Source organism: Nostoc sp., assembly GCF_036917455.1.
Classification (GTDB): Bacteria; Cyanobacteriota; Cyanobacteriia; order Cyanobacteriales; family Nostocaceae; genus Nostoc.
In genome coordinates this window covers 1-20319 of record NZ_JBALDK010000264.1, presented here as the reverse complement: position 1 = coordinate 20319, position 20319 = coordinate 1, and the positions used below count along the sequence as shown (strand labels likewise).

The window sequence follows — 20319 nt, the reverse complement described above, 5'->3', positions numbered from 1 at the left end:
GTAATAATCTCTGATAGCAGCATTTTGAGCGCCATATTCGTTGACTTTGAGAATATGTGTCACTGTCTTTTTCTCCCATAGGCTTTGAACATTTCTAGATTCCCTTTCTTACATCTTAAATTGTCATGACTTATCCTCAACCACCAATGTAGACTCAGCTGTGCGCCCAAATTCTTCTGGTGCATATTGCAGGTGAACTTCTGCACCAGGCCAAGAAAATGTCCCCGGAGTTACAGAACGAACTAAGTAGTGGAGACTATAAACTCCTGGTTCCAGGTGGTCGGCATAGGCGATAATGCGATCGCGGTACACATTCTTAAACCCAAGTTCCCAGCTATCGGCTTTTGCTTGTAATGCAGCCGTGGAGGTTTGAAAACTTGCATCCACCGCCTCAAAACCTGCTGGTAGTGGATCTTTTATCACCAGATGATCTACAGGATGATCGGCTATGATTTCTAAACCAATATCAAACACCTGTCCAGAAGCTAAAGTCAAGGGTTTATCGAAAGCGTAAATCCCGGTTTTTTGTAAAATTTTCTCTTCATTTACTTGACTAATATTTCGTGTTATGCGTAGTCCGTTAAATTTACCTGGTTGATTTCCTTGCAAGCGATAATTATAAGCAACCAGATAGTGCAAAGTCCCATTACCTGATTTTTGTAGTGTTAAATCATTACGACCACGAGGTAATTTATTCATCGGCACATTTAGCTGTAAGCTAGGATTTTTGTATCCATCAAAGTTATTTTCTCCCAACTTATTACCAGCTAATTGTACAGTAGCAACAAAATTCGGTGGTGTTGATTGTAGTTGACTATAATCTACCAAAGCTGTTAATGCTTGGGCATTATTATAGTTAGTTTGCCATGTGCCATCCCGTCGCAGTGCGAGAAGACTTTGGAATAACTTATCTATAACTTCGGGTTTACTCTGCTTGGCAATAAATAAACGTAAAGCTTGTGCTTGCGTTGTCGTAGATGAACTCATCCATCCCCAACTGCTGGGTAAACTTACAACTGCTGTGCGGCCAGTTTCATAGATATTCTGTTGCAGCTTGTTTACTAATTGTTGAGATTCATTTTGCCATTCTGGGAATTGAGATAAGTATCGCGCTAGTTTAATTTGAGTTACTAAATCAAAATTATTGCGCTGTTCATTAATATCTGCGAGGAAAGTATTGCGTTTATCTCCCAATTCTGCTAGGGCGATTAAAGCGTTAATTTGCAGTTGTCTTTTACAGAGTGGTTGTTTGCAAAAATCGTATTCTCCAGGATTCGCTAGAACTTTTTGCAAATAAGATTTCAGGCGAGACAGCATTCCAGAATCGGCTAAGTTAGGAAATATCTGACTGGCTTTAGCCAAAGATTCACCCGCATAAGAAGAAACCCAAGGGTCGGATTTTTCTTGTCCGGGGAAAGCAGCAAAACCACCATCAGCTACTTGAAGTTTTTGTAATTGTTCAATAGCTTTATTTGCCTGTTGGCTAGGATTAAATTCTACAAATGTTTGGCCAAATTTTTGGGCGATAGTTTGCAAATTAGCCGCAATTAGTAACTGACTTGCCGCTGGTTCTGTAAACGGCAAATCATTATCTGCTAAAACCTGCTTTGCTGGTGCTTGAATCTCCGGTATCAAAGTACTCGCCAACTGAATATCTAAACCTCCCGCATCAGAGAAGGTATTTTTATCAACATTCAGAGGAATTTTTACCTGTTTTTCAGTGACACCAGATTCAACGACTTGTTCTGTAATTTCAATTGGCTTAATTTCCAAAGGTACTTCAAAAGCGTCTGCGGCTGTACCATTTAGCTGAGTGGTAAAGCGGACTTTAGCAACTCCGACGCTATCCGCCAGCATGGGAAAGCGATAAGCATGAGTTGCCGATTCAGCTTTGGTTTGCAAAGAACTAACTGTGGGGTTTTTCTCAGCAAACTTCACATTCCCGCTAAGTTCGCCATTAATTGAGAGATTTCCTGTATTCCCGGTGTTATTAGTTACAGATAAACCAGCGAGGATGCGATCGCCTGGGCGGGCAAATTGTGGCAAGATGGCATTAGTTAGGAGTGGCTTGGTGGTGATAAACGTCGCGTCTCCATTCCCGAAACGCAGATTTCCATCGGTAGCCACAGCCATAACTCGCCATGTAGTTAAATCATCCGGCAATTTAAAAGTTATCTGTGCATTACCATTTGCATCGGTAAGGACAGAACCGTTGTAGTAAGCTAAGGCTTTAAAATCAGTGCGAGTCCGAGTATTTGCTGCACCAGTTGAGAAACCACCACCATAGCCCCAACCTTTGGGTTTAGCTACATCTTGTGGTTGTAATATTACATTTGGGCGATTATCGCTAAAGCGGGTAGATATTGTCTGTTCTGCATAAACTGTATTTACCAAATCTGGCGGACGATAACCAGAAAGTTGTAACACCGCTTCATTTACCACCATAACTGTAAACTGTCCCTTGGTGGGATTACCTTGATTATCCTTCAGTTCCAGTTTTACTGTTTCTTCTGCACCAGGTTCTAATGATGCTTGTACTGGCTTAACTTGCAGTTTTAAATACTTATCTTCTAAGTTGACTTTAAAAGGTGTAAAACCAATCTTCACCAAGTTATCTAAACTTCCTGCTTCTACTTGGCTTATGGGTTTACCTTGCCTTACTAAAATAGCTTCAATGGCTGCATTTGGCAGCATTTCTGGCGTAACTTTAAACTGAATTTGTGGTGCGCTTCCCTGAACTTTGGTAATCTGCTGATAAAGGGGTTTGTCTTTAATCACAGCAAAGTACAATTCTGCATCTGGATAGGGAGATTGAATTAGTACAGTAGCAGTTTCACCAGGTTTAAACTCTTGTTTATCAAGCTTAACTTCTAAAACATCTTTTTCTCTCGAACCCCAAAATACTGGATTTTCTCCGGTTGCCCAAATTTGTAAATCTGTGGCACTTAATTCTGATTTCGCATCACTAAAATTAACTCTAATCCGGTATGAACCCGATTCCGGTGCTGTCAAATTTACCGATTGTGGACTGCTAGCAGATGTAATTTCTGCTTGTCCAACTGTTTTATATTCAACTTGATTTTTTGGCGTTCGGCTACCTTCAACTAATTCGGTGACGCTACTATATTTAATCTCTTGTAATTCTAGGCGCACTTGTTGACCTGTTATCGTTTTTCCTGTAGGGTCGGTAACAACCACATCAATAGGAAAAGCCTTTCGTGCATCAGTAATAAAATTACTTTTTAACCCAATTAGACGATTACTTGGTAAGGCTGTAAAAGTTTTGGAATTCGCTACAGACAAATTAGAAACATCTGCAACTTGTACATCTACTTGGTAAGTCATAGGATATGGTAAATCATTAGCCACGCTGACAGTTTGACTACTTTTACCATTAGCATCTAGCTGGGCATTAGTTTGCAACACATCACTAGATATACTAGGAGATTCTTCCGGCCATAGCCATTGCCGACCAAAAGTAAATTCCTCCCAACCTTTGGGAATAAAATTAGCCTGTTGGCGAGTAATAAAGTATTTTACTTCTCCACCTTCTACAGGCGCACCAAATAAATAATTACTGGTAGCATTAATATCAACTTTATCGTCAATATAAGCAAATTCTTTATCTAAGTTCAGTTCGACTTTAAAGTTCGGTGGCTTAAACTCAGCCACCCGAAATTCACCAGAAACTTCTTGTCCATTTTTACCCTTAGCTTGGATTGTATGGTAGCCTAAGCGCTGAGTAGTTTTAATTGGCAATTCCAGAGAAAACGTGCCAAATTCATTTGTAGTTTGCGTACCTAAGTTGGTCTTTTGTCCATCAGGATTTACCAAAGTTAATTGGTAAACGGCATTTTTATCTTGCTGGATGGTGCCATTTTGCAAAAAGCCAGAAAACCCAGTCAACCAAGCTTTTTCACCTGGTTGATATAACTGTCTGTCTGAGAAAATTACCCCGCGTGATTCTGGCTTACTATCTTGCCAACCTGCATCAATCCCGTAGCCATAAACACCGCTATATTCTTCGGTTCTAGCGAATGCCCAATCTTGATTCTCACGGGCAATTACTAATAATTGTGGTGATTTACTAGAACTTTCATTGCCAGAATAACATTGCTGTAATCCTTCACGAACAATTCTAAAAATTCCATTTTCATCAGTTTTACCAGTTGCACAAGGTACCGGTTCGGGTCGAGATTTTGCTTGTAATTTTGATTGATAAATTTCCACCGTAGCCGCTTGAACTGGCGAACCATCTGTCAGATGATTGACGCGAATTAAGCCTGACTCAGGGAACCATTGAGTAAATACGCCCAAATTCGTCAATTCAACTAAGCCATAAGTGGTAGGTTCTCGCCACAGTTCCTTTCCATTTTCCTGATATTTATTAGTACGGGCTTGCACTCCATAAGCTAACATTCCTGTGGCTGCACTTATTTTTTCCCGCAGAGGAACAGCAATATCAACTGATTGATTTTTTTTACCCGATACCTTAAAGCTTTGCCAATCAGTTGGTTGTGGTAATAAATCATTACTATTATTAAAATAAACTAAATCTGTAGGTTTAACTACTCGATAAGCTGCTTTATATTTAGATTCTGGGAGATTTCCTGTAGTAATATTTAGCTGTAAATTTTTATCGGTAGGGAAAATATTCAAATCTGATGGTACCCAAATATCCCCAGCTAAATCTCCAGTATCATATTTAAGGGTTACAGGTTTACCCAAAGTCTGCCCAAACTTATCTTTGAGATTTCCGCCGATAGTAATTGTATAAGTTTTGGCAGGTTCTAGTGCATAAGGATTGATGCCAACAACTTTATCTTCATCATTTATTTGGATGATTCTCGAAATGTCTTTTGGGGCTGGATTAATAGTAATACTTTCTTTGGCTGAATCTGCCAGTAAAACGTTGTTAAATTCTAGCTGAGGACTGCCTTTAATAAATCGTCCAAAAGTTCCACCTGAATCTGGCTGTCCGTAAAAATTGATTTTCTGGAATGCCAAAGGTGCATAAGTTGCTAACTTACTGGCAAATTCTTTCTCTGTAGCGAGATTGCCATAAGCAGGGAATATTCCAGAAGAAAAGACTAGGCGATAAGGGGTTGCTTTTTCAAGATTTTGCTGTGGGGTAAGGTTATAAATCCAATTGCGGGCTGAAGGGTCAAATTTTTCTAAAGGGTCTTCTTCATTTTTTACTGGTTTTTCTTCTTTGTTTAATTCGACTTTGAAGCCAACACCCTTGTTTTGTCCTTGAGGAATTAACTGTAAATGTTCTTGTACAGAAGCTAAATTTAATTCTACGTTGGAAGTAAATTGGAGCTTTTGTTGTAAATCAATTGGTTCAATATCACCCTTTTCCATGGGATTGACACCGGGTAAATTAGTTAGGCTGATAGATTCGGTATTGAAAGTCCAGGGTAAATCTTTGTCTAGTCGATGATTTTTTAAGTCGGCTAAACCTGCTTTGAGAGTGACTTGAAATCTTGTAGCTATTGGTAATGCTTTCTCAGCTTGAAAACCCACCATGCGCGGTGTCAAAAAGCGAAATTGACCAGGTAAAGGCGGCCAAAGGGCAAATTTTTCTAATAGTTTCTGTTGTTCTGTACTGTCGAGACTTTCAACTGGGATTAAAGCTTCTTTAAAACGGATGCGGATTTGGTTGAGAGGTTTTGCATCGCCGATGGGACTTATTTGTTCAATCCAGTCTGGTAGTTTTGATGGTGTGAGTGGAGATACTGCTGGGAGTTGTTCTTTATTTGAGTTTATACCAAAAAAATTACACCCTGTCATCGCTAGCATGAATGTAAAGAGAAGAAGAAATTGTATTCTTCTCTTCTGGCGTGAGGAATAGCTAATTTTTTTTAACGTAGACGCTTCGGCTTTCCTCAGGCTACTGCGAAGGGCGCTAAGGAAGAGATAGAGAATTTTATGAGGGAAACTGAGTAAAAATCTGATAATCATCTTTTTTAGTAATTCAAAATAAAAAATCATAAATTATAGCAATTAAAATTTGGCATTACCTCATTGAATTGGTAAATGCCAACACTAATAAAGGATGCCAGACGACTATTTTTTACCCAGAATTTAGATTTAACTATGTTTATTTACATAGATAACCAATCCCGTGTGATTGTTCCGAAAAATCACTACAATTCTTAACTATTAATAAGTATTTAACTTCTGCAAATATTAGTTGACATCTGCTAAGTGATTTCAAATAAATTATTAAGGATTTGACATATTTACTGATACAGATGTAATCACTGCGTCAAAATTAAGGTAGGTTTTCTTGGGTAGGAATTCCCTGATGAAACTAATTTTACGATCGCTATTCCAAATTAAGCTCAGTATCAAAGTTATCCTGGCTGTGCTGGTAATTTGCCTTATTATCCGCTTACTACCTTATTTTGCGCCCGTTCGAGCCGCAGATATTGCCCAAAATCAACTGGCAATGCAATTTAGCGATCGCAATGGTTTACCATTAGGAACATTGCTCACCCGTGACCAAGAACATACATCAGTAGTACCCCTAAATCAGGTTTCGCCCCAGTTTACCCATGCCATTTTAGCCGCCGAAGATGGCAGCTTTTACCATCATGGGGCTTTGGATATGAAGGCTGTTATTCGCGCTAGCAAAGAAGCTATTCATGCGAAACGAATTGTTTCCGGCGCTTCCACAATTACTATGCAGTTGGCGCGGATGCTAGATCCTGTGCCTCGTAGCTTCTCTGGTAAACTGAGTGAAATTTGGCTATCTTGGCGGTTAGCAGCAGGGATGAATAAAGATGAAATTCTCTCTGCATATATTAACCGTCTACCAATGGGCGGGAATATATATGGTGTGGAAGCCGCCACGCAGACTTATTTTTCTATACCAGCTAGTGAATTGAATCTTGCTCAAGCTAGTTTGTTGGCTGCTATCCCCAATAATCCCACATACTTTAACCCTTATGAACATTGGGAACGTTTAAAGCAGCGACAAAAATACGTCCTTAATCGAATGGTACAGGAAGGGTATATCAGTGGTGCGATCGCAGCCCGAACATCCGCCGAAAAAGTTGTGTTTCAGTCTCGCCCACGAGGAATTATCGCTGCACCCCACTTTTTATTTTGGTTAGCCAATCAAATCCCCCCAGCCTCCCTTGAAAATCAGGGCTGGGGGGATAAATCTGTTATTCGCACAACTATAAATCGCCCCTTACAGCAGTTTGTTGAAGCACAGTTACAGCAGGTAATTTCTTCTCTCGCCGCTAACAATGTCCACGATGCAGCTGCATTGGTAATTGACAATCAGACTGGTGAAGTTTTGGCTTATGTTGGTTCGCCTGATTACTTTAACGAAGCCAAGTTAGGACGCAATGATGGAGTGCAGGCGCTACGTCAACCAGGTTCTACCCTCAAACCTTTTGTGTATGAATTAGCTTTAGAAAAAGGCTTAATTCGCCCAAATACAATTTTGGCAGATGTCCCCGCCCGTTATGCAATTCCTGGTGCGAGACTTTATAGCCCAACCGATTACACTGAACGCTTTCTTGGCCCTGTGCGGGTGCGAATAGCTTTAGCAAATTCGTTGAATGTACCCGCAGTGAGGGTGTTAGAGAAAGTAGGTGTGGAAACTTTCTTAGAACGACTGCATCAACTCGGATTTGAACACCTCAATCAAAGCCCAGAACATTATGGTTTGGGTTTAACCCTGGGTAGTGGCGAAGTCAGTTTATGGGAATTAGCCCGTGCTTACCTGACCATAGCACGACTTGGAAATGCTACCCCAATAGTCAGCACATTTTCTGATTCCCCAATTCAAAATCCAAGTTGCGCTGAAAACGCACCAAATATAAGATGTAAAATTCAAAATTCAACAACGATATGGCAATTAATTACTAACATTCTCAGTGATAATCATGCTCGTGCAACAGCCTTTGGTGTAGACTCTGTATTAAATTTACCCTTTCCTGTTGCTGTTAAAACTGGCACTTCTTCCAATTTTCGGGATACTTGGACAGTTGGCTTCACTACTGATTACACCGTTGCTACTTGGGTAGGTAATTTCAACGGCGAACCGATGCGACAAGTTTCAGGTGTGACAGGGGCTGCACCTTTGTGGAATCGGATTATGTTACACCTGCACGAACATCAAGAACCAGCAGCTTTTCCATCTCCAGAAGGTTTAGTGCAATTACCTGTTTGTGCAATTTCGGGGTTACGACCGACACCAGATTGTACCTCAGTTGTGCAGGAATATTTCTACCCAGAAGATAAAATTGCCTACGAAGGTGACAATCAATTTAATTTACCACCAGAGTATAACGAGTGGTTGGCAAAACAACAGCAATCAAGTTTTGTTTCTAGCAATTTCAGAATTTTATCTCCCCATCATGGCGATTTATTCTTACTATATCCAGCTGAAGAAGCGAAGCAAAAACTCGAATTTAAGCTAGCGGGAAATAAATCTGTGCCAGTTGAATGGTGGCTAAATGGCGAAAAGTTAGATACAAACTCAGCTAATTCTTTATTTTGGAATTTGCGTTCGGGTAAGTGGACTTTGGAAGCAAGAAGCGGCGAAATGACTGACAAGGTAAGTTTTCAGGTGGAATTAGCTAGTATTAAACCTACGCGTCGAGGTTTTTCTCTTAGTAATTCTCAGGTAAAGAAAAATCGCCCATAATTAAATAGCAAGAGAATGCAGTATTAGAGGACGTTGATTAAAAAAGGCAGGGATTACCTGCCTAGTTCCGTTAAACAGTTTGATGAGCTAACTATTACAGATTTTATTGACAAAGATATTGCAAGATTATGTCAAAGATGTGACCACAAATAATATATCTATTCCAGCAATTAATGTAAGCTTGACTACAGGCGTAGACTTCCTGATATTCCAAAATTATAGGGCAATACAGTTGAGTTAAGGCTAAAACTCTTTGCCAAAGTCAATTTTTTTTAACGTAGATACAAAGCGGCTTACCGCAGACTAAGCTGTTGTGTTTTTAATTTGCACATTGAGACAGCAGGGGAGCAGAGGAGCAGAGGAGCAGAGAAGAGGGTTTACAGGTTTTACCTAAAAGATTATGAGGCAAATTATAGGCGCGACAGCTTACCGCTAAGAACGCATAGACACGGAATGGCTTCCCGCATCACTGTCTATATGTAAGCCTGTGGGAGATATTATTTAGTACACTTAGTTGGGGATGCTGAAAAACTTTTTACCTTTTTTCATCTCGCCACAAAGCAATACCACCTAATAAACCAGTGATATTGGGGATGAGTTTCACATTTAACGGTAGCTGAAAATTAACTCTCACAGCTTCACCGCCGCCAATGTAAAGGTAATCATAATTGAACAGATGTTGCAAGGATGCGATCGCCTTTTCTAAACGCCTATTCCATCTTTTATCACCAATTTTTTCTAACTCTGCACGCCCTAACTGCTGCTCAAAAGTCTCTCCTTTGCGAAACGGATGATGCCCCATTTCCATATTTGGTACTAGCTTTCCGTCTACAAATAAAGCCGAACCAAACCCTGTACCCAGAGTAATCACCAGTTCTACACCTAAACCTTTGATCGCACCCAACCCCTGCATGTCTGCATCATTAATCACCCGTACAGGTTTATTTAAATGTTTTAATAATGCTGTTTCCAAATCAAATCCAATCCAATCTGGATGTAAGTTTACCGCCGTTTCTGTGACTCCACACCGCACCACACCAGGAAAACCGACCGAAACGCGATGAAATTCACCTTGAGCCGCAGCTAAGACAACAATTGCATTAATTACAACCTCCGGTGTAGCCGGTTGAGGTGTATCTAAACGCGCTCTTTCTGTTACAGGAGTCCCCGTAATATCTAAAACCATAGCTTTAACGCCACTACCACCAATATCAACCGATAGGGTACGAATCGATCCATTTTCTTCAACCATTGGCTTACATCCTTGTTAATGCTTGTTCTTTCGTTATTATGCTCTGCTGCATCCCAATAGGATCGGATGTTTGGAGAGTCTTTATATTGAGGGGAGTGGGTGAGAAATAAGCAATGCCCAATATTGGTAAGTTACCTGTAGCTTGGGTGCAAGTTATTCAAGATATTTACACCTATCGACAACCACAGTCTAGTATTGCTGAGTCCTGAGTAGATACGAGCAAAGTTAAAAATCCAATACATTTAGACGCGCGACAACATTCAGATTTGCTAATGTAGAGATAATAGAAAGAGTACTGGCGTAGCTGCTTAAAATCTATCGGGCAGCAAATTTCTATTAAAAGTAATATTAAGAGAAAGAATTATGACGGCGTTTGAACCTAAAAGCATCCGCTCTTATAGCCAAGAAGATGTACACCAAATTCTGCACTTAGCGATCGCTCGTCAAGCTAATGACAAAGATACAGAATTTTCTTACGAGCAGATATTAGAAATTGCTGCCGAGTTAGAAATTTCACCTGATTCTTTAAAATTAGCAGAACGCGATTGGCTAGTACAACAAGGTCAAGTTCAACAACGAAAAGCTTTTGACACTTACCGCATCAGAAGATTTCAGAAACGTTTAGGGAATTACGCAATCCTTAATGGCTTTTTTATACTGCTTGATTTAATTACTGGTGGTGGAATTTCTTGGTCGTTGTACATTCTGCTATTCTGCGGATTACCTGTAGGGCTGGATGTCTGGAATACCTTTCAAGTCAAAGGTGAAGAGTATGAAATGGCATTCCAGAAGTGGAATCGTAAGCATGAGATTAAGAAAACCATTAGCAGCGTTTTGAATAAGTGGTTTAAGGCATTACAGGCTTAGTAGATTTGCTTGCGTATAAGCTCGTTGTAGATATCACTAATTCAAAGAAAAACCCCGCAAGTGGGAGTTTGGACTGCTGAAATTGTTTAATGGTAAGGCTTTTGAAGTTTTAAAATAATCTATACACTAAATCTGCCCGTAGTTCTGCTTGCGAAAAGTTATTCAGGAAGCGAACTTGTTAGGTAAGTCATCAAACGTAATAACCCTGAAAGCCCTTGCATGAATGAGGGTAAACTTACCTCTGTTGACTCAACTGGTTGTCATCTGATTCCGGCTTGGGTGTGGTCAACTTCTGGATGTTGTATGTATACGAATGGCACTCTCCGAGTATTTTGAATAAGAAAATTAAAAGATAAAACTCTGGAAGGTAAGCAGGGCAATGGATGTAGTATTACCAATCTTGAAATATTTGGCAAGAGACACCCACCCAACAGTTGCGATCAAAGATGCGTTTTCCCAATCCCTCTTACTAGATTGGGGATTTTCTGTTGCAAGTGCGTAAATCCCAAGATAAAGTTTTTTCTGAAAACACTTTACAAAACGCAATAAATTCTTTATGATGTGTAACAGGTAGTCAAACCTACCTAATTCATCCACAAATAACCGCATTTATAAAACAATGACAACAACCTTACAACGTCGCGAAAGCGCCAACGTATGGGATAGATTCTGTGAGTGGATCACCAGCACCAACAACCGGATTTACATCGGTTGGTTCGGCGTAGTCATGATCCCCACCTTGCTAGCCGCCACCGCTTGCTTCGTAGTCGCCTTCATCGCCGCTCCTCCAGTAGACATTGATGGAATCCGCGAACCAGTAGCAGGTTCCTTAATTTACGGAAACAACATCATCTCAGGTGCAGTAGTACCTTCCTCCAACGCCATCGGCTTGCACTTCTACCCAATTTGGGAAGCAGCATCTCTAGATGAGTGGCTGTACAACGGCGGTCCTTACCAACTAGTAGTTTTCCACTTCCTGATTGGCATATTCTGCTACATGGGACGTGAATGGGAACTATCCTACCGCTTAGGAATGCGTCCTTGGATTGCTATTGCATATTCAGCTCCAGTAGCAGCAGCAAGTGCAGTATTCTTGGTATACCCCATCGGACAAGGTTCATTCTCTGATGGTATGCCCTTGGGAATCTCAGGAACATTCAACTTCATGATCGTGTTCCAAGCAGAACACAACATCTTGATGCACCCCTTCCACCAATTAGGTGTAGCCGGTGTATTCGGCGGAAGTTTGTTCTCTGCAATGCACGGAAGCCTAGTAACTTCTTCCTTGGTTCGTGAAACAACCGAAACCGAATCTCAAAACTACGGTTACAAATTCGGTCAAGAAGAAGAAACATACAACATCGTTGCAGCTCACGGCTACTTCGGTCGGTTAATCTTCCAATATGCTTCCTTCAACAACAGCCGTTCACTGCACTTCTTCCTCGCAGCATGGCCTGTAATCGGCATCTGGTTCACCGCCTTGGGTGTAAGCACAATGGCGTTCAACTTGAACGGTTTCAACTTCAACCAATCAATCATTGACTCTGAAGGTCGAGTGATTGCAACTTGGGCGGATGTAATCAACCGCGCTAACCTGGGTATGGAAGTAATGCACGAGCGCAATGCTCACAACTTCCCTCTAGATTTGGCTGCTGGCGATTCTGCTCCTGTGGCTCTTTCCGCTCCTGCTATCAACGGTTAAATAGTAAAGTTTAGCTAAATGAGAGAGCGCCCTCTGGTAACGGAGGGCGCTTTCTTATTTGTATAGGTAAAAGATAGGTTAGATAGCAATCAATCCTAAATGAGTTGTGAAAAATAGTTTTCTAATCGAACCACAGAGGCGCAGAGAACACGGAGAGATAAGAAATAGAGGTTTTAACAACTCATTTAGAAATGATATACGTCAAACATTCCCAGTGCCAAAGCATAAAAATTAACTTTTGCACAAACTCTAGGTAAAATACATAAGCCTAATCCTTTTTCTTTAAGATCATGGGCAACACTTTTGGTCATCTATTTCGCATTAGTACTTTTGGCGAGTCTCACGGCGGCGGTGTGGGGGTTGTAATTGATGGTTGTCCTCCACAACTAGAAATTTCGGCAGAAGAAATTCAAGTAGAACTAGATAGAAGGCGGCCAGGACAAAGTAAAATTACAACTCCTCGCAAAGAAGCTGATACCTGTGAGATTTTATCAGGGATATTTGAAGGCAAAACGCTGGGAACGCCCATAACAATTTTGGTACGTAATCAAGATACTCGTCCTCAAGATTACGACGAGATGGCACAGAAGTATCGACCTTCTCACGCCGATGCAACTTATGATGCAAAATATGGTATTCGCAATTGGCAAGGTGGCGGTAGGTCTTCAGCACGTGAGACAATCGGAAGAGTAGCAGCTGGTGCGATCGCTAAAAAAATTCTCCGTCAAATCGCCAATGTGGAAATTATTGCTTACGTTAAGCGCATCAAAGACTTGGAAGGTGTAGTCGATCCCAATACTGTCACCTTAGAACAAGTAGAAAGCAATATCGTTCGCTGTCCTGATGCTGAATGTGGCGATCGCATGATTGAATTAATTGAGCAAATAGGTAGACAAGGCGATTCTATCGGCGGTGTCGTAGAATGCGTGGCGCGAAATGTGCCCAAAGGTTTAGGCGAACCAGTATTTGATAAATTAGAAGCTGATATCGCTAAAGGTGTCATGTCTCTCCCTGCTAGCAAAGGCTTTGAAATTGGTTCCGGTTTTGCGGGAACGCTATTAACGGGAATTGAGCATAACGACGAATTTTATATCGATCCAAATGGTGAAATCCGCACAGTAACAAACCGTTCTGGTGGTATTCAAGGCGGAATTTCCAACGGGGAAAATATCATTTTGCGAGTTGCATTTAAGCCGACAGCAACAATTAGAAAAGAGCAGAAGACTGTAACTAATGAGGGTGAAGAAACTCTATTAGCAGCAAAAGGACGACACGATCCTTGTGTATTACCGCGTGCAGTTCCAATGGTTGAGGCAATGGTGGCGTTGATATTATGTGACCATTTGTTACGGCATCATGGGCAGTGTAAGGTTTTGTAGGTATGTATTATCAGTGGGAATTTTAGGCGCATAGAGACGCGAATTTTCGCGTCTCAACTAAGTTAATTTTGTAATCTAAATGTGTTATTTAATCTAATCAAACTACAGGAATTTAATTACTTCTTGATAAATAATTTCATAACAAAGTCTTCAGAATCAGCGCCGTATCGACTTAAGACTCCACCAAGCTGATGGGTACACTAATTCTGAAGCTTGGAAAATGATGATTGTGGACGATGATGTTGAAGTCCACCAAGCTACCAAATTGGCTTATCGATTTAGAATATCTCCAAGAAGATTTACCTAAACTCATCTCTTCCCGCAAAAAAGGTAGCGATCGCAATTCCAATACTGAGTTAGTCATTGGTCGTTTGTCATGAATAATCAATGCCCCATCCGCTAATTCCAATCCTGTTCGTCTTTTTTACCGCGACTTTTGTAAATACCCCCTAAATCGTGAATTTTGCGAGTTTTCTCAAAAAGCTCGGCCTCAGTCAAACCCCACTGTTGCAAGACTTTATCTAGGTCTTTTTGGATATCTCTCGCCCCTGGAAAGCCTTGATAACGCATTCGGAGTCTAGCCAATTCTGCTAAGTTATAGTCTGTCGCCTCTTGAGAGAGTAAGATATCAATAAGGGGGCGATCGCGGTTATAAAGAGGGTGTTGTTGATCTTTACCGGCCGTTGGTTGAGTCATCGTAAATCCTGAGTGTCGTTAGCGGTGCATTTAACCAGTTCTGAGTCATAAGTTTTAAGTTTAGCTAAGAGCAGGGAGCAGAAAAGGCAAAAGCAAATCATCTTCTCCACTGGAAAACTAATTGTAAAATTGAGAACTCCCGTACAGAGGCGATTAATCCCGTCTCTACTTCTAACTCCTCTTAGACGGCTAGTACACCTGATGTCTTACGGCTCTCACCACTGCCACTTAACTTTAAATAAAGTTACATTAGTCATTAAGAAAATACAAAAAACTTTAGATGAGGGTGAATTTTATCTCACCCAAAGTCCAAGCAGCGAGGGAGCAAGAACCCATTATGTTTGAACACTTCACTTCCGAAGCCATTAGAGTAATTATGTTAGCTCAGGAGGAAGCACGTCGCCTGGGACACAATTTCGTAGGAACTGAACAAATTCTCCTGGGTTTGATGGGAGAAGGAACTGGGGTTGCTGCTAAAGTGCTGGCCGAGTTAGGCGTTACCCTCAAAGACGCACGTCGCGAGGTAGAAAAAATTATTGGTAGGGGTTCTGGCTTTGTACCACCAGAAATTCCTTTTACTCCCAAGGTGAAAAGCCTCTTCGAGCAATCTTTTAAAGAAGCTCATAGTCTGGGACAGAATTACATCAACACTGAACACTTACTATTAGGTTTAACTGAGGCTGGTGAAGGTGTCGCCGCCAAAGTTCTACAAAATCTAGGGGTTGACTTCAAAACTGTTCGCAGTGCTATAGTTCGCCGTTTGGGTGAAAATGCACCAGCTTTCGCTGGTAGTGGTAGTCAAAAGCGCACCCAACCGCTAACGATGGAAGAATATGGCAGAAATTTGACCAAATTAGCGCAAGAAGGCAGACTTGACCCCGTAGTTGGTCGTGAGAAGGAAATTGAGCGGGCAATCCAAATTCTCGGTCGCCGCACCAAGAATAACCCAGTGTTGATTGGTGAACCAGGAGTTGGTAAAACTGCGATCGCAGAAGGTCTAGCTCAACGGATTATTAACCAGGATGTTCCCGAAAGTTTGCAAGACAAGCAAGTTATCAGCCTCGATATGGGGTCATTGGTAGCTGGAACCCGCTTCCGTGGCGATTTTGAAGAACGCATCAAAAAAGTTGTAGAAGAAGTCCGCACTGTTGGCAACATCATTCTGGTAATTGACGAAATTCACACCTTGGTTGGTGCTGGTGGTACAGAAGGTGGTTTGGATGCAGCAAACATCCTCAAACCTGCCTTAGCACGGGGTGAACTCCAGTGCATCGGCGCAACTACCCTTGATGAGTATCGGAAGCACATTGAGCGCGATGCTGCCCTAGAGCGTCGTTTCCAACCGATTATGGTTGGGGAACCCTCGGTAGAGGAAACCGTACAAATTCTTTACGGCTTGCGCGGTGCTTACGAACAGCACCACAAAGTCACAATTTTGGATGCGGCACTTGTCGCCGCAGCAGAATTATCAGACCGCTATATTAGCGATCGCTTTTTACCAGACAAGGCAATAGACTTAATTGATGAAGCTGGTTCTCGCGTTCGTCTGCGGAACTCTCAAAGTTCTCCCAATAAAGAACTCAAGCGTGAACTCGCTGGCGTTACTAAAGAAAAAGAAGCAGCAGTCAGAGTCCAAGATTTTGATAAAGCTACACAACTGCGCGACCAAGAATTAAAACTCGCAGAACAAGTGCAAGCAACATTTGAACAAAACGATCAACCTGTCAACTCGACTGTAGTTGATGAGGAAGACATCGCTCAAATCGTTGCCTCTTGGACAGGCGTACCAGTCAACAAGCTGACTGAATCTGAGTCAGAATTACTTCTGCATCTAGAAGACACTCTGCATCAACGGCTCATCGGTCAAGAGCAAGCAGTCTCAGCTGTATCTCGCGGTATCCGTCGCGCCCGCGTCGGCTTGAAAAATCCCAATCGTCCCATTGCTAGCTTTATCTTCTCTGGCCCTACCGGAGTTGGTAAAACAGAATTGGCGAAGGCACTAGCTGCCTACTTCTTCGGTGCGGAAGATTCAATGATTCGGCTAGATATGTCCGAATACATGGAAAGCCACACCGTCGCCAAGCTAATTGGTTCGCCTCCTGGTTATGTCGGATACGACGAAGGCGGACAACTGACAGAAGCTGTGCGGCGGAAACCCTACACAGTGCTGCTATTCGACGAAATCGAAAAAGCGCACCCCGATGTATTCAATATGCTGCTGCAACTCTTGGATGACGGTCATCTTACCGATGCCAAAGGTCGGAAAGTTGACTTCAAGAACACGCTGATCATTTTGACATCTAACATCGGTTCCAAGGTGATTGAAAAAGGCGGTAGTGGTTTAGGCTTTGACTTCGACACTCAAGCCGACGCTAGTTATAACCGCATTCGCACCTTGGTAAATGAAGAATTGAAAGCTTACTTCCGTCCTGAGTTCCTGAACCGTCTCGATGAAATTATCGTCTTCACCCAGCTTTCTAGGGATGAAGTGAAGCAAATTGCTGAAATTATGCTTCGTGAAGTTTCTAAACGCTTGACAGAAAAAGGAATTATTCTTGAAGTTAGCGATCGCTTCAAAGAACTTGTAGTCCAAGAAGGCTATAACCCCAGCTATGGTGCTAGGCCGTTACGTCGAGCAATTATGCGCCTCTTAGAAGATTCTCTTGCTGAAGCAATGCTGTCTGGTCAAATTGCAGATGGAGACACAGCGTTTATCGATGTTGATGATGACTCTCAAGTGAGAGTACAAAAATCAGAAAAACGAGAATTGCTCTTGGCAAATGTTGGTTAATTTTATACCCGATCACTTTTTGCTGTAATATTTGAGAAATCACTCTAGCCTCTCATCTAAGTAGAGGCACAAGTAGGGGCATCTCCGACAAACATAAAGTGAAATGGTATTATTTCTTACCCCCAGTAAAAATGCTGGGGGCTTTTTTTATGCAATTCTATTTTTAGTGGGCAATATCCACTTACCCACAGGTATTTATAATGAGTTTAGTATATATAGGAATCCGGTTTGATTTGGAGAAAATATGCGTAGGATGTGTTAGCGACAGCATAACGCATTAAAACCGTGATAATAGTGCGTTACGAACTCCGTTTTAACACACTCTACAATACCTAATTTCGTTCAAAAATCAAATAGTAATCCTAAAATAAATTATTTCTATACTGATTCCTCTGGGAACAATTCTGATGACACTTCACTTTCAACTACATTCTCAGAATCACCAGATTTAGAAAACCCATCTGCTGCATCTTTAATAAAACCAGCAACAGGTACCGCGATTATCAAACCTAAGACTCCAGCGACATTAGTTCCTACAAGTAAAGCGATTAACACCCAGATTGGTCTAAGTCCAGTAAATCTGCCTAAAAGCCGTGGTGCGATCGCCTGATCGATTAACTGGTCAATCACAACAGCTACAGCAAAAACCTTTACTGCTAGCCAAAAGTCATGTGTGGCTATTAAAAAAGTGATTACAACAAGACTGACAACATCACCAAAGGGTATTAAGCTCAAAAGCCCAACTCCCAAGCCAAAGAGTAAAGCAAACTGGACTTGAAAACCTAAAAACATTAATGTTATTGAAACTCCCATCAACAAAGCCAATGTTACCTGCCCAATCAAATAATTTTGGAAGTTTTGCTGAATAGACTGGCTTACCTGTTGAGTAAATTTCCCTGGTAACTTCTTAAATATTCCCTCCCAAATTCTTGGGCCATCTAACAAGAGGTAAAAAGTCAGCACTACTATGATTAATGCATCAGAAACACTATCAATCGTGTCTATAATAATGCTTAAAAGTTTATCCGTAACGAACTCTAATTCATTAGGTAATTGATCGGTTACTTGTGCTAATAGCTGACTTAAATTCACATTTAATTTGTGTCTAAAGAACCAATCATTTAAAACTTGAAGTTTTTCTTCACTAGAATCAATCCATTGGGGAAAGACTTTAACCATTTCATTAAATTGCTCTAACACAATGGGTACTAAAGTGATACCCAGAGCAATGATAATTATCAATGCTGATATAAAAACTAATGATACTGCATAGCCACGTTTCACTCCTCGCTTTTGGAGAATGGTAACAGGATAGTTTAAAACGAATGCAAGCAAAGTAGCTAAAACAAGAATGGTGACAACAGGTTGAATATTTTTAATAAGCAAAAATACTAGCCAACCATTGAGAAAGACTAGAGGAAATAGCAGCGTAAAAATTAACCATTTAAGTAGTTGGTTGAGTGAAAAATTCATAATTAATTTAACAGCTAAGATTATTTTATTTACTAGATTTAACCTGGGAATTAAATATACTCAATCACAGGTGAATGAGAAAACTATTCCCAATTCCCAATTATTAACTTTCAGCAAAAGCTAAAAATTGCTCCTCATTTATTCGCCCTGCTTGATACAGAGTATTAGTAATTTCCGAAATAGTTAAAACCGCATGACTACAATAACCATTTTGCTGTAACCTATCTTTCACACCCTGTTCGTGGTCAATAAATACCACAATATCATTAACATTTAATCCTGCTGATTCCAACTTTTCTGCTCCTTCCATGACACTTTTACCACTGATAAGAATATCATCAACCACTACAATTGTTTCACCAGGATGAAAGTTACCCTCAATTACTCTCCGAGTTCCGTGGGCTTTTACCTCTTTACGAGGGAAAATCATCGGACAATTAAGACGCAAAGCTAAACCAGTCGCTGTGGGTAAAGAACCGTAGGGAATACCTGCTAATCTATCAAAATTAAGATTCTTTAAAATATCCTCATAAGCTGTGAGAACTTGATTAAAAACTTGGGGGTTGGAAATAATTTTGCGTAAGTCGATATAATAAGGAAATATCGCCCCTGATGCTTGGACAAAGCTGCCAAACATAATACAGTCAATGTCATAAAGTTGTAAAATCAAATCCTGGTGGGGGTGCTGATTTAGGAAACAAACGTCAGGAAACCACACAGAACATGTGGAATTTTCATAAATAATTTCAGTTTTTATTTGATTAATTTCTGCGCGTAGAGACTTGACTTCCTCAGATAGTTGTGTGTTTGCCAACATATCTTGAGGAACAGGAATTAGCAAACCATCACCGTTAGTATTCAAGCCCGCTTCTAAAATTTGCTTCAGGTTTAGCCCTTCAGCCCAGATGCTACGCGCCATAATAATTCGTTCAGGTGCGATCGCTCGAATAAGTGCTAAGACTTCAGGATTTGTAGTTCCTACTTCCAAACCCAATTGTTCTGGAGTTCCCCAGGTTTTTGATTCTTTTACCACCTGTAAATAAAGGGGTGACTCGTTTGTAGGATATTGCTGTAAAGCTTCTGCACCTGGATTAGAAGTACAGCATAAAATAAACACAGCTTTATCAGGATAGACCAAAAAAGGTGCGACATGATCTTGTCCTGTATAAGGACTAAGAGTGATTGCATCTAAATGCCATTCTGTAAACACAGTTTGGGCAAAAATGGTACTAGTATTTAAGTCACTATGTTTGGCATCTAAAATAACTGGTATGTGCGCTGGAATAGCTGCTAAAGTTTTGTACAGCAATTCTAAACCGGGAATACCTAACGCTTCGTAGAAGCCAAGTGTCGGTTTATAAGCACAAACGTAATCAGCAGTTTCCGCAATAATGAATTGTAACCACTCCTCCAAACCAGCGATTAGTTCTTCAGATTCATAACGCACAGGCATCATCTCTGGATTTGGATCGAGTCCTACAAATAGTAAAC

Annotated in this window: 11 protein-coding genes; 5 read left to right on the top strand and 6 right to left on the bottom strand. The window is 40.9% G+C overall.

All coding sequences use genetic code 11. From position 1 onward, the window contains the following. Window positions 1–123 precede the first annotated feature (123 nt). Window positions 124–5802, bottom strand: a complete 5679-nt coding sequence (locus tag V7K42_RS28410; RefSeq protein WP_442938646.1) for an alpha-2-macroglobulin family protein — start codon at window positions 5800–5802, stop codon at window positions 124–126. A gap of 508 nt (window positions 5803–6310) precedes the next feature. Between V7K42_RS28410 and pbpC the strand changes: the two genes are divergently transcribed. Continuing rightward, on the top strand, window positions 6311–8668 hold the full coding sequence (gene pbpC, locus V7K42_RS28405; protein ID WP_334921006.1) for a penicillin-binding protein 1C: 2358 nt from the start codon (window positions 6311–6313) through the stop codon (window positions 8666–8668). A gap of 535 nt (window positions 8669–9203) precedes the next feature. Here pbpC and V7K42_RS28400 read toward each other — a convergent pair. Further along, window positions 9204–9920: an ROK family protein gene (locus V7K42_RS28400; protein WP_334921004.1), complete on the bottom strand. Its 717-nt coding sequence runs from the start codon at window positions 9918–9920 to the stop codon at window positions 9204–9206. Between the two features lie 363 nt (window positions 9921–10283). Between V7K42_RS28400 and V7K42_RS28395 the strand changes: the two genes are divergently transcribed. The 3 genes from V7K42_RS28395 (at window position 10284) to aroC (ending at window position 13868) form a co-directional block, all read left to right on the top strand. Further along, window positions 10284–10787, top strand: coding sequence for a 2TM domain-containing protein (locus tag V7K42_RS28395; RefSeq protein ID WP_334921002.1), 504 nt, complete (start codon window positions 10284–10286; stop codon window positions 10785–10787). Between the two features lie 619 nt (window positions 10788–11406). Then, complete coding sequence (psbA, locus tag V7K42_RS28390; RefSeq protein WP_334921000.1) at window positions 11407–12489, top strand: photosystem II q(b) protein; 1083 nt, start codon at window positions 11407–11409, stop codon at window positions 12487–12489. 290 nt (window positions 12490–12779) lie between these two features. Then, the gene (aroC, locus tag V7K42_RS28385; RefSeq protein WP_334920999.1) at window positions 12780–13868 is read left to right on the top strand and encodes a chorismate synthase; all 1089 of its coding nucleotides are present in this window, start codon (window positions 12780–12782) and stop codon (window positions 13866–13868) included. 172 nt (window positions 13869–14040) lie between these two features. Here aroC and V7K42_RS28380 read toward each other — a convergent pair whose 3' ends face one another. Continuing rightward, window positions 14041–14232: a hypothetical protein gene (locus V7K42_RS28380; RefSeq protein ID WP_334920997.1), complete on the bottom strand. Its 192-nt coding sequence runs from the start codon at window positions 14230–14232 to the stop codon at window positions 14041–14043. A 35-nt stretch (window positions 14233–14267) separates the two neighbouring features. Next, the gene (locus tag V7K42_RS28375) at window positions 14268–14564 is read right to left on the bottom strand and encodes a DUF3288 family protein (RefSeq protein WP_094332546.1); all 297 of its coding nucleotides are present in this window, start codon (window positions 14562–14564) and stop codon (window positions 14268–14270) included. A gap of 337 nt (window positions 14565–14901) precedes the next feature. Between V7K42_RS28375 and V7K42_RS28370 the strand changes: the two genes are divergently transcribed. Beyond that, entirely contained in the window at window positions 14902–17355 is a 2454-nt protein-coding gene (locus tag V7K42_RS28370) for an ATP-dependent Clp protease ATP-binding subunit (protein WP_334920995.1), read from the top strand. Between the two features lie 378 nt (window positions 17356–17733). On the opposite strand, the gene V7K42_RS28365 is transcribed toward V7K42_RS28370, so the two are convergent. After that, the gene (locus V7K42_RS28365) at window positions 17734–18828 is read right to left on the bottom strand and encodes an AI-2E family transporter (RefSeq protein WP_334920993.1); all 1095 of its coding nucleotides are present in this window, start codon (window positions 18826–18828) and stop codon (window positions 17734–17736) included. Between the two features lie 103 nt (window positions 18829–18931). Next, window positions 18932–20319: bifunctional orotidine-5'-phosphate decarboxylase/orotate phosphoribosyltransferase (locus V7K42_RS28360; protein ID WP_334920991.1), on the bottom strand; the 1388-nt coding region annotated here is incomplete at its 5' end.